The following is a 17,111-nucleotide window of genomic DNA, read 5'->3' as shown; positions in this document are numbered from 1 at the left end:
TTTGAAATTATTTCATCTACTACATCTTCAGCGTTAGCTTTCCCATTTATATCAATAGGTCTATTTGAGCCTACATAAGGTGCTACACTACTGTCAAAAAATTCTATTGTCTCATTCCCTATTTTAATAGTTGAACCTACTTCTGGTATAGAATCAAAATAAAAATATCCTTTTGCTGATGATGTCGCACTTTCTGCAGTCCCTGTAGCAGATGGATTAGGATTTCCTGTACTCCATCCAGACTTAAATAATCTAACCGCATTTTGGCTTCCATTTATTTCTATTTTACTCGAGCCACCAATAGATAATGTTGTTATTTCTATATGACCATCTTTATCTAAAACAGCTTTTGCAGAATCTCCCAAAGCATCATTTACAAGTTCCATAAAATTATCTAATGTAGTAGAATTATCAGTTCCAGTTAAATTAACTACTTTTTCTTCTCCATCCACCCATATAGATAACTGATCTGAAGATAAATTAAATCCACCTGCACCTACTGCTGTTAAATCCACATTTCCTCTGTACTGTGCAGACTCTCCTGTAGACATCCTATGAACCAAAGTATGACTATTTGGTCCTTCATTTCCTTTTAATATATTTCTAGTATTATATTCTGTTCCATTTGCAATTCTATTTACTTCTGAAGTTAATTGATTTATTTCATCTTGTATTGCCTGTCTATCTGAAGATGACATAGTTCCATTTGCAGCTTGAACACAAAGTTCTCTCATTCTCTGAAGCATCGAATGAATTTCACTCATGGCTCCTTCTGCTGTTTGAACAAGTGATACTCCATCTAGTGAGTTTCTAGATGCCATTTTAAGTCCATTTATTTGAGCTCTCATTTTTTCTGTTATTGCCATTCCCGCAGCATCATCACCTGCTCTATTTATTCTCTTTCCCGAAGATAATTTCTCAAGTGATTTTGATGCAAAAGCATTATTAATATTTAAAAGCCTATGTGCATTCATAGCAGATATATTATGATTTATTCGCATTAAAAACTCCTCCCTGAATTAAGTTAAATCGTCCCTGTTAGAACTCAATATTTTACTTTTTTTCATCTACCGTTTCAACAAATACTAAAACTTTAGCAACTATTTCAAAAAGCTCTTTAGGTATTTCACTTCCTAAATCTAAATTTATAAAAGATTTATCTTCCTCAATCATTTTTTCGGCTATAATTCTCCCACTTATAGCGGTAATTTTTGGAGATACTGCTCTTTTCATCAAATCACCTCTAAATTTTAACGTCTAAAAATCCTCTACTTATAATGTCTTTCTCTTTTTCTTTTGATATATCAATTATATTTTCATTATCTACTTCAAACGAAATATCATCTAAATTATATCCTGTATCCTCTAAAAGATTTTTTAATAATTCTATATGATTTTCTATATGATTTTTATTTTCAATATTATTTACTGACATTTTTATACTTAAATTATTTTTATTAACTCCTAAATAAATATTTATATTCCCCAAATTGGCTGTATCAAGGCTTAAAATTACATCCATATTGTCCTTGTTCATTTTTTTGCCTGATTTTTTTCTATCTCTAAAATACATATTGAGATTTGAAAATTGTTCATTAATAAAAATTGGAAATTGAAGTATTTTTTCATCTTTGTTAAATACATAACTTTTTTCTAATGTTTCCATTAAATCCTCGCACTTTTTATTAATAGTTTTGCTTATTTCATCATCCGATTTAACATTATGTTGTATATCTTTTAAGGTATTTGATATATCTTCATATACTTTTTTAGGCTCTAAATTTCCTTTTTTAATATGTTTTGAAATTTTTTTTACTGTTTGTTTTAATTTAAATATATTTTCTTTTGATATTCGATCATCTCTATCTTCTAAGAATTTTATAACATCTGCTATTTTATGTCCTATTTGATTTTTGTTTTTAAAAAATAACGAGGTTTTTTCAATTTCTTTTAAAGACATATTTCTATTGTTTTTCATTATAAAAGCTATAGAAGATTCTTTTTCTCTATTTATAGAATTAATATTATCAATAAATATTTTTAAAGAATTGTTTATTTTCACTTGAGATTTATCTATATCATTTTTAAATTCCTTTATATATTTAGACAAATTATCCAATTTCATATCTTCTATTTTTAATCCTTTAACTATACTATCCTTTACAATTTTACTAGTTAAATTATCTTTTATATACTTAAATTGACCATAAGCTTCATATACTCTTTGTATGTTTATTTTGCTTAAATTCAAACTATTTTGAATAAGCGCTTTTGCAACGCTAACAGCTTGATTAAATTCTTTTATATTTTCTTTTTTTACATCAAATGCACTTATATTATCTTTTACATATTTTTTTACTATACTTTCATGTTTAGAATCAAAATTTTTTGGCATTTCAATTTTTTTATTTGTATTTTTAATATTATCAGTTTTATTATTTAATAATAAATAACTGTTGTGTATATTATTTAATGTCATAGGTATTTTATTTTTAATCTGAAATGATATTATATTAAAATCCAAATTTTTGATTTCGCTAAATATTTTAGTGAGCTTATTTATAGAGCTAATTGAAGAATTTAACAAATCACTATTTTGATTTTGTTCATTATTAAGCATATTTTCATTTGTTGAATTTATAATTACTTCTTTATTGTTCTTTAGTATTTCTACCAAATATTTATTTTCTGATTTTTGTAATGTATTTGAGTTTTCTAAGATACTTTGTATTTTACCATTTAGTATATTTCTATTTTGCTCCACATGTTTAGGTTCATAAATTATATCATTAATATTACTTATTGTCTTTTGTTCTGTTTTTAGTATAACTTTTTCTATTTTACTTATTTTAAAATCTATATTTTTTTTAAGAAGAGTTAATAAGTCTTTCTCACTTACTTTTTTAAGAGTATCTATTTTTTTTAGTATATCTTCTACTTCTTTATCTTCCGTATTTACTTCAATTTTAATATTTTCAATATTTTTTATTTCATTTGCCAATTCTCTTATATCCACCTTTTCCACATCAATTTTAGATTTAATGAGAACTGCCACTTTATCACAATCTAAATTTTTAATTATATAGTTTAAAGCTTCCTTCATTTCTTTAATATTTTGTATATTTTCTTTTGTTACTTCTAATCCATTTTTTATGAATTTTTTAGCTAATGTTATATTTTCATCGACATTGATATCCATATCTTTCAAAAGAGATTTTATATCTTCTTCTAAAAGTTTAAGGTCTTTTTCTGTAACTCTATTAACTTTAGGCAAAAATTTTTCATACGCTTTAGTTGATATATCACTTACTTTATCAACTACTTGAACTACTCCTTTTTTAATAAAACTTTTTATTTTATAAAGATTATCTATTGTAACATCTACTTTGTTTTTTACTGTATCTATAAATGTTTCATCTTTTATATCCGAAAGCTTATCCAACTTATAAAATATATCATTTACTCTTTCTATGTTCTTTTTTGTAATGCTTACATTTCTTTTATACAGCACTTTTATAATATCAGTTATATCTTTTCCCATTTTACTTCCATATATCTTTTCAGCAATTTGTTCAGCTTCATCTGTTGTTAATTCTTTTTTCTTTTTAAAAATATTTAAAAAAGAAAATCCTTCTTTTTCATTTTTTATCTCATCAAGTACAGATGATATTTTCTGAAGAGAATCATTTTCAATATCTACATTTCTATCCAAAAGTTTAACTGCACTATCATAATCTAAATTTCCTATTATTTCATCTAAATAATTTTTGCTATAAACAAATGACATTATATTTTCTCTAGTAAGTTTTATGCCATGGATATTAAGTGCTTTCACAGCATTTAAATTTTCTTCATTCACTTCAACATCTAATTTTTTCAATATATCTGAGTATTTCACTATCTCATCTTTATCTACTTTTATTTCTCTAGATGTATCGACAATTTTAGAACTTATTATATTCTTTTTATCTATTACAACCGTATCTCCAACTTTTGCATCAATTTTTTCTTTAAGCTTAGCTTCAATAACTTTATTATCACCAACATCAATCTTTACTTCATCTTCATTATTTTCAATCAATGTCCCTCTTATTTTAAATGATGCATTAAAAGCAGTATACTTATCAGATACCGTATTATAAGCTATTTCTCTCGAAACTTTATCAAGCATGTATTCCACCCTTTTTTTAATTTATTTATACTTTCATATCGACATTTTTCACTTATCGCTTTAGCCAAGTAAGATTTTCCCATTTAAAAAATCTATTTTTTAAATAAATCCTATGATAAAATATAAGCATAAAAAAACAAGAGGAGTTGAATATAATGGAAAATCAAATAATCGAATTTTTAAGAGAAATAAAAAATGATATTAATGCTATAAAAAATGACGTTAATACCCTTAAAAGCGATGTTAATACTCTTAAAAGCGATGTTAATACTTTAAAAAATGATGTTAATACTCTTAAAAGCGATGTTAACTCTTTAAAGAACGATGTTAATATTCTTAAAAATGACATCGAATTAATAAAAATTCAACAAAAAGAAGACCACGAAATTCTTAAAGCTCTCGAACATAGAACTAACGAACACAAAGCTTTACTTGATCAATTAAATTATAGGGTTTCTAACGTTGAAGGAGATATAAAATCAATAAAAAATGATATTGTATACTTAGAAACTATAAGTATTCACAACGCAAATGATATAATAAAATTAAAAATAGCAAAATAATCAACAATCATTATAAAAGTTATATTTCTTTTGCCGATAAATTATAATGTAAGTCGGTAAAAGAGAGGAGCTGAAAATTTGAATAGAATCAACCAAGTAAATAATATAAATAAAACAAATAATATAAATGCTATAAAACCTAAAGAATTAAGACGTGCAGAATTTAAATCCAAATTTGAAAAAATAAAATCTGAACAAGTAAGAGAACACCTTAAAAATATATATGATAAAATAGTAGAACAATCTGATAAAATTGGTGAAAAACTTTATCTAAAAGATTTAATAGAATATAAAAAGTTAGTTAGAGAATTTTTAAATGTAGCAGTAAATAATTCTCATGTCTTTTCTCAACAAAACTTTTTAGATAGACGAGGTCGTCATAGAGTGTACGGAATTGTAAAAAATGTAGATAGAGAATTAAGTGCTCTTACTAGAGAATTTTTAAACGAAGAAGTCGATAGACTTTCAATTATTAAAAAACTTGATGGAATTAAAGGAATGCTTCTCGATGTATTCATGTAAAAGATAAGGAAGGGATATTATCCCTTCCTTATCTTTTTCTATATTTTAAATATTCATTTATAAATACATCTATATTCCCATCCATTACTCCTTGTACATTTCCAACTTCTGCATTAGTTCTATGATCTTTAACCAAAGTATACGGCTGAAATACATACGATCTTATTTGACTTCCCCAAGTAATTTGAGAATACTCTCCCTGTAAATCTTCTATTTTTTCTTTTTGCTCAAGTTCTTTTAATTCTATTAATTTAGCCATCAACATCTTCATAGCTTTATCTTTATTTAAATGTTGAGATCTTTGATTTTGACATTGTACTACTATGCCTGTAGGTAAATGAGTAATTCTCACAGCAGATTCTGTTTTGTTTACATGCTGTCCTCCTGCTCCCGAAGCTCTATAAGTATCTATTTTAAGATCATTAGGATTTATATCTACTTCAATGTCATCATCTAGTTCAGGTAGAACATCTACCGAAGCAAACGAAGTATGTCTTTTACCCGAAGTATCAAAAGGAGAAATTCTAACTATTCTATGAACTCCTTTTTCTCCTTTTAAATATCCATATGCATTTATCCCTTCTACTAATACAGTTGCACTTTTTATTCCCGCTTCAGGATCAGATAAAATATCTAATATACTAACCTTATATCCTTTGCTTTCAGCCCATCTAGTATACATTCTTAAAAGCATTTTAGCCCAATCTTGAGCATCTAGCCCTCCACTTCCCGCATGTATGGAAAGTATAGCATTATTTTTATCATATTCTCCATTTAAAAGAGTTTTTATCTTCATTTCTTCTATGTCAGAATATAAAGACTCTATTAGATTATTAACCTCTTTTTCAATAGATAAATCATCTTCTTCTAAAGATAACTCCATTAACACACCAATATCTTCCAAAGAATTTTCTAAATTTTCAAACTCAGAAACAGTTTCCTTTAAAGATTTATTTTTTTGAAGTAATTTTTGAGCTTTTTCATTATCTTCCCAAAAATCAGCTTTAGACATTTCTTCTTCTTGAGATTTTATCTCTTCTTTCATTTTAGCAATGTCAAAGAGAAACCCTCAATTCTTCTATAGATTTTCTCATACTTTCTATTTTTTGATTATATTCTTGAATGTTTAACATTTCTACCTCCTATGCATTTTTTCCGCAACATTTTTTATATTTCTTACCGCTTCCACAAGGACAAGGTTGATTTCTTCCGATATCTTCACCCTTTATTACAGTTTTTTGTTCTCCCTCATCTGTAGATAAATTATCTAAATCTACCACTTGCTTTCTTTCAATTCTTTCTTCTATAGCAAAATTATACAAATACTTAATAGTTTCTTCTTGTATAGATTTTATCATATCTTCAAACATATCAAATCCTTCAAATTGATACGCCCTTACAGGATCTTCTTGTCCTATAGCTCTAAGCCCTATACCTTGACGAAGCTGCTCCATGGCATCTATATGATCCATCCACTTAGTATCTACAACTTGAAGAAGAATTACCCTTTCTATTTCTCTCATTCTTTCTTTACCTATTTCATTTTCTCTTTGATCATATAATTTAACAGCAACATCCATTATTATACTTTTTATCTTATCTCTATCAAGTTCTTCTACATTTTCAAATACTATAGAACCTTTAGGGAGAAATACCGAATATAAATATTCTTTTAACCCTTCTAAATCCCATTCTTCTGGATAAGTCCCATCAGCAGTGTAAATATCTATAGCATTTTGAATTACTTTTTCTACCATACTCATTATATGATCTTTAATATTTTCTCCTTCAAGAACACTTCTTCTTTCTTTATATATAATTTCTCTTTGCTTGTTCATAACATCATCATATTGAAGAACATGCTTTCTTATAGAGAAATTTTTGCCCTCTACTTTCTTTTGAGCTCCTTCTATTGATTTTGAAAGTATTTTATGTTCTATAGGCATATCATCTTCCATACCTAACTTATCAACAATACCCATTATCCTTTCACTTCCAAATAACCTCATTAAATCATCTTCAAGACTTATATAAAATCTTGAAACTCCAGGATCTCCTTGACGACCAGCACGACCTCTTAACTGATTATCTATCCTTCTAGATTCATGTCTTTCAGTACCTATTATACAAAGACCACCAGCTTCTAAAACCTGCTTTTGTTCCTCATCTGTAACCTTTTTAATTTCACTATATATCTTGTTATATTCTTCTTTAGCTCGTCTTACTTCTTCATCGTCTATATCTATAGGAGATGTAACTAATGATAAAATATAATCACTATATCCTTTTTTCTTAAGCTCTTTCTTTGCTAAAAACTCTGGATTTCCTCCTAAAATTATATCTGTACCACGACCTGCCATATTAGTAGCTATAGTTACAGCTCCAAGTCTACCCGCTTGCGATACAATTTCTGCTTCTTTTTCATGATGCTTTGCATTTAAAACAGCATGACGTATTCCTTTTTTCTTCAACATAGCTGAAATTTTTTCCGAATTTTCTATAGATATAGTACCAACAAGTACAGGTTGTTTATTCTTATGTCTTTCTTCAATTTCTTTCACTACTGCCTTAAATTTACCCTCTACAGTTCTGTATATAGCATCAGGTAAATCTTGTCTTTTAATAGGCTTATTAGTAGGTATTTGAACTACATCCATACCATATATAGACCTAAATTCTTCTTCTTCAGTTTTAGCTGTACCTGTCATACCAGATAATTTTTTATACATTCTAAAATAATTTTGGAAGGTAATTGTAGCAAGTGTTTTTGACTCCCTTTGAACCTTTAACCCTTCTTTAGCCTCTATAGCTTGATGAAGTCCATCTGAATATCTTCTACCAAACATAAGTCTTCCTGTAAATTCATCAACTATTACTACTTCTCCATCCTTAACTACATAATCTACATCTCTTTTCATTTGATTATGAGCTTTTAAGGCTTGATTTATATGATGATAAATTTCTATGTTAGATATATCTGTTAAATTTTCTACTCCAAAAAACTTTTCAGCCTTAGTTATACCTTCTTCAGTCAATGCTACTGAATTCGCCTTTTCATCTATTGTAAAATCAACTTCATTTTTTAACATTCTTACAAATTGATCTGCTTCAAAATAAAGACTAGTAGATTTATTTCCAGCTCCAGATATTATAAGAGGAGTTCTAGCCTCATCAATAAGTATTGAGTCGACTTCATCTACTATAGCAAAATTCAATTCTCTTTGAACCATCTGATCTTTATATATAACCATATTATCTTTTAAATAATCAAATCCAAATTCATTATTTGTACCATAAGTTATATCACAATCATATTGCTTTTTTCTCTCTTGTGGACTTTGTCCATGAACTATAACACCAACAGAAAGTCCCAAAAACTCATATAATTTTCCCATCCATTCTTTATCACGTTTTGCAAGATAATCATTTACAGTTACTACATGAACTCCCTTTCCCGTTAATGCATTTAAATAAACCGGAGCTGTTGCAACTAAAGTTTTACCTTCCCCTGTCTTCATCTCAGCAATTCTTCCTTGATGAAGAACTATACCACCTATAAGCTGAACTCTATAATGCCTCATTCCAAGAACCCTCTTTGAAGCTTCTCTAACAACAGCAAAAGCTTCAACGAGTATATCATCTAATGTTTCTCCACCTTTTAATCTTTCCTTAAAAACATTTGTCATATTTTTAAGTTCATCATCGCTCATACTTTCAAATTTAGATTCTAACGCATCTATTTTATTAACAATTTTTTCTAATTTCTTTATTTCTCGCTTTCCTCCAAACCCAAATATATCTTCCAAAAATCCCATTCATTTTACCTCTTTTCTATTAAATTCATTAATATATATTTTAACACAGGTTCTAAAAATAACAAAGACCAGAAAATACTCTAGATTATATACAACAAAAAAAGTGGGACTAGTCCCACTTTTTTCACTATTCTTGTTCTATTATACCGTAACCCCCAGATTTACGCTTATAAACTACATTCATTTCATCAGTTTCTGAGTTTGTAAATACAAAGAAGTTATGTCCAAGTAATTCCATTTGAAGTATTGCTTCTTCTTCATTCATCGGTTTAAATCCAAATTTCTTTCTTCTCACTATTTTTATTTCATCGTCTTTATTATCATATATTCCATCTATATTTTCAAATCTTATACTACCATTGTCATGATGTTTATTTATTAACTTAGTTTTGTATTTTCTAAGTTGCTTACTCAACTTATCTACAACCACATCTATAGCTGCATATAAATTTTCTTCAGAATCTTCTGCTCTTATTATATTACCACTAATAGGAATAATAGTAACCTCTATAGTTTGTCTGTTTTTCTTAGCTCTAACAGTCGCCCTAACATCTATATCATCATTAAAATACTTTTCGATTTTTGAAAGCTTCTCCTCAATCGCCGCCTTTATCCCTTCTGTTAATTCCATATTTTTTCCCACTATAGTCAATTTCATAAAGCCATCCCCTTTCACACTAGAAAGTAATTAAACTTATTTTAATTATATTTTACCCACAAACAATTTATTAAAACAATTTTTTTGTAATTAAAATATTTAAATTTTAATTATTATTTTATTTTTAGTATATATTATACAAGGTAAATTTTTCAATATTTAATGTAAATATCCGTTGAAAATATCAGTGGATAATTTCAACATGCGCCTGTGGATAATGTGGATAAATCTGTGAATAAAGTTCATTACTGCATTTTGTTTGTGGATTTATATCCACAATAATCCACAAACCTGTTAGTTTTTTAATATTAAAAATTGTCGTAATTTATAGAATTACATAAAAAAAGAGCACCCTTCTGATGCTCTGCATAATATTATAGCTGACCTGGTCTTTGCCCCCACACTCGCCTGCTGGAGATTTCGCTTGGGTTTGCCGCACTACTATCCCTCTCGATGATTCCATCGGCAGGACTTACTTCTAAGCCGCACCATGATCGTTAATTCGTTTTTGAATTAACTTACGTGGATCCTTTTGCCTGCGACTGGCTTGGATTTTCAACCACAGACCTATAATATTGACCAGTTTATTTTATCAAATTTATAATCTTATGTCAATTACATTTCCCAAATGATGGTTTACTGATTTTTCCATGGCTTTAACATTATTATTAACCATTTCATTTATAAAACTTGCCTGTTGCTGTGATGTATCCATTACTTTTTTCATCACAGAAACACTTACTTGCTGAGCAAGTTTTGCTTGATTTAACCCAATCGACATAGCTGCTATATCCATAATTTTTCTCTCCTTAAATAATTAATTTATTTTTTATAATCAACAAAAACTCCTTGAGCATGATTATACCTACTATTATATCCCTTATAAGCTCTTGCTCCATTTTTTAAATTTTTCTTATTATTTCTGACTTTATTCAATTCCTCTTTTACCTTATCTAATTCTTCCTTTACTTTGTTGTTGTTAATTTTATCCAATTCATCTATTTTCTTAATTACATCTAATATATTTCCTACTTGATTTTTTAACTCTTTTATCTCAGGATATTTTTTAGTATCTATATTTTCAATATCAATTATCCCTAATTCTTCTTTTAGCTTTATATATATACTGTAAAACTTTTTATCTAATTCATTTACTTCTTCTATTTTTTCCTGTTTCTCCTCTACATGTCTAAGTAATAAATCCACATTATTATTTTCTAGCTCTATTTTTTGCATTTTACTTATCTCGTATATTTCATTCATCAAATTATATTTTTTTTGAGTAATTTGAATCAAAAAATTTATCAACTCTCTTATATTCATCAAACTACCTACTTTCCTCTGCGAGCTATTGCCATGGCTTGCTTCCAAGCATCTCTAAATTCAACTACAAACTCTTTTACTTCTTCCAATATCGCCTTATCTTTCTTAATATTAGCTTCAATAAGCCTTCTATGAAGATAATCATAAAGAGATCTTAAATTCTCCGATATTTCATATTTCATATCCAAAGTTATATTAAGCTCATTTATTATATTTTGTGCTTTTATTATATTACTATTAGCTTTTTCTATATTTTTTTCATCTACAGCTATCATCGCTAAATTTATAAATTTTATACATCCTTCATAAAGCTTTAAAGTAAGTTCTTCTGGTGTTGCAGTATTTATAGATTGTGTTTTATACTTTGCATAAGGATTTGCCATTGCCATATTTACTTCCCCCTATATAAGATTAATCATTTACATACCCATGCCCATTTGAGACATAAGCCATGAACTTTGAGAATTCATTTTACTCATTGCCTTTTCAAGAGCTGTAAATTGTCTCCAATATCTATTTTCAACTCTATTTAATCTATCATTTTCTCTAGATATTTGCTTTTCAATATTAATTACATCTTTATCTAATAAACTTATAGAACCACTCTTAGTTACAAAATCTATAAGTATAGTAGATTTTACTTGTCTATATAAAGATGCATTATCTCCTGTTCCAGATTTATCTATTATACTTTTCATACCAGATATAAGATCATCATAAAGCCTATTTATAAGTCCTGTTTCGGCTCTTCTTTCTTTTGCTTTATCTGGATCACTTTTAGCTTCACTTTCAGTTACATCTGAAGTATTAAATAATAGATTTATTACACCATCAACATCTTCTCTAATCGCATCTTTCAATTTCGTTTCATCAATTTTAAGTTTTCCTTTTTCTTGATAAGTTCCTGTAGTTATACCTATCTCTGTTAAAAAAGAAAAACCTGATAATTTTCCTGAATCTCCTGCATCATAATCACTATATACAGGTTCATACAATCCAGATCTTGTATTGCTCAAAATTCTAGTTATATGTTCATCATTTCTCAAAAGTCCCGATTTAGCTTTTTCTTCCCAAAGCTTTACAGTATCTTCATCCATGGCCTTTTTTTGCTCATCAGTTAAAGGTTGATAATCTCTATATCTTTTTTCCGATATTTTTTTATTTAATTTATCTATAAGTTCGTTATACTTGTCTATAAATCCTTTTATTTTATCATATACTCCGTCTACATCAGTATCAACTTTTATAGTATGAACAGTTCCTGCATCAGCTGATTTTAAGTCTATATTTATTCCATTTATAGTAAACTGATTTTTAGTGGTAGTTATAACAGCTCCATCAAAAACAACTTCTCCATTTGTTCCTTTATACTGCTCATTTAGAGTTAAATCAGTTTTTAATATACTCGAAGCACCAGTAAATATATTTCCATTATCTTCTGATATTTGAATTATATTTTCTTCTCCACCTTCTGTAGTAGATAAGAAAAATCTTTTAAAATTAGAATCATAACTAGCTTTAATTTTCAATTCATCACTATGTTCATTTATTTTATTTACCAATTCATTAATATTGCTAAAACCATCTATTGTTATTTCTGTCCCCGAACTAGTCTTAAATTTTACAACCTTCCCCGAAAGGTCAACATTCGGATCGTCAATTTCACTTAAACTTGCTTTATTGACATTTGAAGCTATTTGTCTTACTTCTATACTATGTGTTCCAGATACTGCACTAGACGTAGCAGTAGCATCAAATACATTTGTATCAGATGAAGTAGCTTTTTTCATCCACGATGCACTACTTATAGATCCACCAAATCCTACTCCAAGTTCTTTTTTAGTATCTAATATAAAATTTGCTATGTCTTTATTTATATTGTTGTAGGCTTCTTGAGTCCACTTTTTTATTTGCTTTTGCTGATTATACTTATTAAGTCTAATCTTTTCAGCATCCATAAGCTGTTTGATCATACTTTCAGTATCCATCCCTGTAGCCATACCACTTATTCTCATTATGTTTGACATACACTCTCACCCCTATCCTCTTTTGTCTACAAAAATGCCTGCTCTTTCACACATATCAGCTACCATATCTAATATTTTTTCTGGTGGTATTTCTTTTATTACTTCTTTAGTTTCATTATCTATTATTTTCACAACTATTTGTTTTGTTTTTTCATGTACAGAAAACTTTAAATGAGTATTAACCCCTATAAGTTCCTTATTTGCTTTTTCTATTGCTTCTATTAATTTTTTTTCTCCTGGAAAAGCCACATTTTCCTCTTTTTTCTCAGATTGTTTAACCATATCCTCTTTATTTTTAGGTACGTTTCTGTCATTTACAATTTCTGATTTAGATGGATTAATTTGATTACTGAACATAGAAGAATCTACTCGCATCACATACACTCCCCTTATTTTTTCTAACATTAATATCGGCAATAAATATATTTATGTTTATACTATTTCTCTCTTAATATTACACATTATTATACGTATATTAATTACATTTCTATTCATTACAAAAAAATGACTAATTAACCCTTTATATTTTTGAAGTTAATTAATCACATCTAGTATATAATACTTTAACCTATACATTTTTTCACATACTCACCTATATGTATCCTTATATTTTCTACACCAAAAGAAGATATCAATTTACTCAACTTATTATTAAAGTATTTTCTCAAACTATAATTTTTTATTAAATAATTAACACTATCTAACAATTGTATACCTTTTATATCTTCAAACCAACCTAAATTTACCATCCCATTCAATTCACTCATTTTTTCAGCTATCTTAATTTGATTATCAGCTTGCACTATCAAAATAGTAGGTATTCCCAGTACTGCTAATTCATAAGTTGTACTTCCTGCAGCAGATATAGCTATATCATTTTCAACCATTATATCTTTCATATTTGTAGGATTATAAATTAAATTAACGTTATTATTTTTATTCGCAATACACTTTAACTCACGTATACATTTAAATCCAGGACCTACAATTACATTTAATTTTACATCTAAATTTTTTAAAGAATCTAATATAAATGGAGTATAATTATTTATATCCACGCCTCCCATTGTAATTAAAATATTTCTAACTTCTTTATTAATATTAACAGGAGACACATTTCTAAATTCTTCTCTTAATAAAGTATAGTTACCACCTAACAAAAACTTAGTATTGTCAAATATTTTTTTATATTTCAAATCTTCAGCATATACATTCCCATTTATAACAATATGACTTGGATATTTATATAAATTATTATCATCTATAGAAATAAGTAACTTAACTAATTTTCTAAGTTTATGTAAATAATTATCGCTTAGCCAATAAGAATCAGTTATAATTATTTCCACACGTTCCTCATTAACAATACTTTCCACTTCTATAAGTTCCTCTTCTAAACTATTAGAACTTATATTTATATACTTAAACCCATTAGTTTCTATCATTTCTATTACTTTCTCATCTTTTTTAGTTAAAAAAACTATATCAAAATCATAATTCTTTAATTCTTTAGCGAGGGCCATACACCTCATAATATGACCCATTCCTATTTTTTGTCCCCCATCAGCTCTTATAGCTATTTTCATAACTTAATCTACCTTTCTAACCAATTCAAAAGCTTCTACATAATTCTTTCCCACTACAGTTCCCCATTTTTGAGCTATTATCTTCAATTACTGAATATTTGCCAACTAATCTACAATCTGTTATTCCAACTTCAAAAGTTATTCTATGATATTTAAGTCTCCATAATAATATATATTATTATATAACTATATTCATTTATTCAATCATCTCCCACGTTAAAGGAGTTCCTCTTTCTAAATCTTTAGAAGCTTTTTTCCCTAATACATATTCATAATATTTAGGTTCTAATCCATAAGCAGGTCTAATAACTCGTATATTATTTTCTGTTAACACTTCTCCTTTTTTTATATCTTTTACAATAAATACAGATCTTCTAAACTTTAAATTATTTCGCTCTCTTTCAGACATATTATAACTAATTTTTCCTATTGCTTTTTCTGCACTTCTAATATCTTCCACCATTTTTTTAAATTCATCCGGTTCCATAGAAAAAGAAGAATCTGGATTTACTATGCTTCTGCTTAAACAAAAATGTTTTTCCACTACTTTAGCTCCTAAAGCTACTGCACAAACAGCTCCAACAGAACCCATGGAATGGTCTGATAATCCAACTACTACATCAAATGTTTCCTGTAAATGTTGTATTGTCTTAAGATTCATATCATCAGAAATAGCTGGATAAGAACTTGAACATTTTAATAAACATAAATCATTATTTCCTTGTTCTCTTATTACTTTTACAGCTTCTTCTATTTCTCCCAAAGTAGCATTTCCTGTTGACATTATAATAGGTTTTCCTTTTGAAGCTATATATTTCAGAAGAGGTATATCAGTTACTTCAAAAGAAGCTATTTTATAAAATTTCACTCCCAAATTTTCTAGAAAATCTACAGAAGTTTTATCAAAAGGAGTAGATAAAAAATCTAATCCGAGTTTTTCTGCTTCTTTCTTCAAATCCACTTGCCATTCCCAAGGTGTATATGCTTTTTTATATAAATTATATAAAATTTCTCCTTTCCAAGTCCCTTTTTTTATTTTAAAATATTCTTTATCACAATCTATAGTCATAGTATCAGGAGTATAAGTCTGTATCTTTATACAATCTGCTCCTGATTCTTTAGCTGCATGAATTATTTCTATAGCTCTATTAAAGTCCCCAGCATGATTAGCTGACATTTCAGCTATTATATACGTAGGTTGATTTTTTCCTATTGTCTTATTTCCTATATTTATAATCTTATTCATATTCATCACCTAAATTTGCAATAAATTCTATATAATTTTCCTTTTCAAATTTAATATAACCGGCTTTTTCAAAAGCTTTAATCGAAGGTATATTTCCATATTTTACCCTTCCAATCAAAATCAAATTTGAAAATTGTGATTTTATTAATTTTAAAATTTCTGTTCCAATCCCTAAACCTCTATAATCTTTGTCTATGCTATAATTAATCATACCAGTATGCTCTTCTATATCAATTCTAACTTGCCCTATATTTTTATTGTTTAAAATACATATATATATTTTTGAATTATTTGATTCTATTTTTGATCTAAACCACTTTCTATGCTCAGAATAATCTATTTTTGATGAATTAAAAGAATTTTTTCTAACTAAATCATCATTTGCCCAATTAAATAATAAATCACAATCTTTATAATTAGCTAATCTAAGTTGTATATCCATAATATCAACCCTTTATTTAATCTTTTTTTGCTCTATATGTTCATTTATTTTAGATATTTCTGGATTTTTATTCATAAACTCAATTATTTCATCTAAATAAAAATCATGATCACCAGTATAAAATTCATCATATATCCTACTTATTAATTTAAAATCTTCTATTGTATCTAATGTCCATCTATATTTAGAATAATCTTTTTTATTTAAGTAATAATATATATTGTCTATATTTTCATATATGTATGGGGTAACATGTTCTCTTTGATAATTTCGATTTGCATTATTGTAAACTTTTTCTAAAACGTTAAAAGAAAACACCTCTACATCTAATCCTCTAGGATAAGTTCTTTTAGATAAATCCATACCTGCATTAGTTACTAATTCATAATTATTATCTAAATAAAATTTTATTATATCATCTACAACTTTAGAATCTATTAAAGGACAATCAGATGTTATTCTTACAATAATATCTGCATTGTTTTCTTTAGCAGCATAATAATATCTACTCAACACATCCCATTCACTACCTCTAAAATATTTAATTCCCATTTTTTTTATCTCTTCAATTAATACATTATCTTTTTGTAAATTTGTAGTTGCTATCACTATATCATTTACATATTTGCTTTGTCTTACTCTATCTACAACATGTGCAAGTACAGACCTTCCTTTTAGTGTTTTGAGAACTTTCCCCGGAAGTCTTGTTGAACCCATTCTAGCTTGAATAATAGCTACAACCCTTTTCAATCTAACCC

Annotated in this window: 17 protein-coding genes; 2 read left to right on the top strand and 15 right to left on the bottom strand. The window is 27.4% G+C overall.

What is annotated here, in order from left to right; all coding sequences use genetic code 11:
• The 3 genes from BUA19_RS05995 to BUA19_RS05985 all read right to left on the bottom strand — a co-directional run.
• The coding region (locus BUA19_RS05995; RefSeq protein ID WP_334292378.1) for a flagellin N-terminal helical domain-containing protein at positions 1-1,001 on the bottom strand (1,001 nt) is incomplete at its 3' end.
• Between the two features lie 52 nt (positions 1,002-1,053).
• Positions 1,054-1,233, bottom strand: coding sequence for a hypothetical protein (locus BUA19_RS05990; RefSeq protein WP_072724682.1), 180 nt, complete (start codon positions 1,231-1,233; stop codon positions 1,054-1,056).
• 10 nt (positions 1,234-1,243) lie between these two features.
• The gene (locus BUA19_RS05985) at positions 1,244-4,171 is read right to left on the bottom strand and encodes a DUF6240 domain-containing protein (protein ID WP_072724679.1); all 2,928 of its coding nucleotides are present in this window, start codon (positions 4,169-4,171) and stop codon (positions 1,244-1,246) included.
• A 155-nt stretch (positions 4,172-4,326) separates the two neighbouring features.
• On the opposite strand from BUA19_RS05985, the gene BUA19_RS11935 reads away from it, so the two are divergent.
• Both BUA19_RS11935 and BUA19_RS05975 read left to right on the top strand, forming a co-directional pair.
• On the top strand, positions 4,327-4,734 hold the full coding sequence (locus BUA19_RS11935; RefSeq protein WP_072724677.1) for a hypothetical protein: 408 nt from the start codon (positions 4,327-4,329) through the stop codon (positions 4,732-4,734).
• A 78-nt stretch (positions 4,735-4,812) separates the two neighbouring features.
• Positions 4,813-5,256 carry a YaaR family protein gene (locus tag BUA19_RS05975; protein WP_072724675.1) on the top strand — a complete coding sequence of 148 codons (444 nt, stop codon included), beginning with the start codon at positions 4,813-4,815 and terminating at the stop codon, positions 5,254-5,256.
• Between the two features lie 28 nt (positions 5,257-5,284).
• Here the strand turns inward: BUA19_RS05975 and prfB are convergent.
• The 12 genes from prfB to BUA19_RS05915 all read right to left on the bottom strand — a co-directional run bounded on the left by prfB (position 5,285) and on the right by BUA19_RS05915 (position 17,103).
• Positions 5,285-6,389 (bottom strand): peptide chain release factor 2 gene (gene prfB, locus BUA19_RS05970; protein ID WP_143145383.1). Its coding sequence is split into 2 segments (ribosomal slippage): positions 5,285-6,313 and positions 6,315-6,389, totalling 1,104 coding nucleotides; the frame shifts between segments, so codons are not numbered across the junction.
• 9 nt (positions 6,390-6,398) lie between these two features.
• Positions 6,399-9,071, bottom strand: coding sequence for a preprotein translocase subunit SecA (gene secA, locus BUA19_RS05965; protein ID WP_072724671.1), 2,673 nt, complete (start codon positions 9,069-9,071; stop codon positions 6,399-6,401).
• A 127-nt stretch (positions 9,072-9,198) separates the two neighbouring features.
• Positions 9,199-9,729, bottom strand: coding sequence for a ribosome hibernation-promoting factor, HPF/YfiA family (hpf, locus tag BUA19_RS05960; protein WP_072724669.1), 531 nt, complete (start codon positions 9,727-9,729; stop codon positions 9,199-9,201).
• 598 nt (positions 9,730-10,327) lie between these two features.
• Positions 10,328-10,525: a YjfB family protein gene (locus BUA19_RS05955; RefSeq protein ID WP_072724667.1), complete on the bottom strand. Its 198-nt coding sequence runs from the start codon at positions 10,523-10,525 to the stop codon at positions 10,328-10,330.
• Positions 10,526-10,551: 26 nt separating this feature from the next.
• Positions 10,552-11,052 carry a flagellar export chaperone FlgN gene (gene flgN, locus BUA19_RS05950; RefSeq protein WP_072724666.1) on the bottom strand — a complete coding sequence of 167 codons (501 nt, stop codon included), beginning with the start codon at positions 11,050-11,052 and terminating at the stop codon, positions 10,552-10,554.
• 8 nt (positions 11,053-11,060) lie between these two features.
• Entirely contained in the window at positions 11,061-11,441 is a 381-nt protein-coding gene (gene fliS, locus BUA19_RS05945) for a flagellar export chaperone FliS (protein WP_072724664.1), read from the bottom strand.
• A 30-nt stretch (positions 11,442-11,471) separates the two neighbouring features.
• A complete protein-coding gene (gene fliD / locus BUA19_RS05940) occupies positions 11,472-13,079 on the bottom strand; it encodes a flagellar filament capping protein FliD (RefSeq protein WP_072724663.1) in 1,608 nt (535 codons plus the stop codon).
• A 12-nt stretch (positions 13,080-13,091) separates the two neighbouring features.
• A complete protein-coding gene (locus tag BUA19_RS05935) occupies positions 13,092-13,454 on the bottom strand; it encodes a flagellar protein FlaG (RefSeq protein ID WP_072724716.1) in 363 nt (120 codons plus the stop codon).
• A 188-nt stretch (positions 13,455-13,642) separates the two neighbouring features.
• Entirely contained in the window at positions 13,643-14,665 is a 1,023-nt protein-coding gene (pseG, locus tag BUA19_RS05930) for a UDP-2,4-diacetamido-2,4,6-trideoxy-beta-L-altropyranose hydrolase (RefSeq protein WP_072724661.1), read from the bottom strand.
• A 196-nt stretch (positions 14,666-14,861) separates the two neighbouring features.
• A complete protein-coding gene (gene pseI, locus BUA19_RS05925; RefSeq protein ID WP_072724659.1) occupies positions 14,862-15,911 on the bottom strand; it encodes a pseudaminic acid synthase in 1,050 nt (349 codons plus the stop codon).
• Complete coding sequence (locus tag BUA19_RS05920) at positions 15,904-16,353, bottom strand: GNAT family N-acetyltransferase (RefSeq protein WP_072724658.1); 450 nt, start codon at positions 16,351-16,353, stop codon at positions 15,904-15,906. Before BUA19_RS05920 ends, pseI begins: the two co-directional genes overlap by 8 nt.
• A gap of 12 nt (positions 16,354-16,365) precedes the next feature.
• Positions 16,366-17,103 carry a cytidylyltransferase domain-containing protein gene (locus BUA19_RS05915; protein ID WP_207645974.1) on the bottom strand — a complete coding sequence of 246 codons (738 nt, stop codon included), beginning with the start codon at positions 17,101-17,103 and terminating at the stop codon, positions 16,366-16,368.
• Positions 17,104-17,111: the final 8 nt, after the last annotated feature.

Source organism: Tepidibacter thalassicus DSM 15285 (assembly GCF_900129915.1).
Lineage (GTDB): Bacteria > Bacillota > Clostridia > Peptostreptococcales > Peptostreptococcaceae > Tepidibacter > Tepidibacter thalassicus.
The sequence above is the reverse complement of the archived record's forward strand: the minus strand, read 5'-3'. Positions and strand labels throughout refer to the sequence as shown.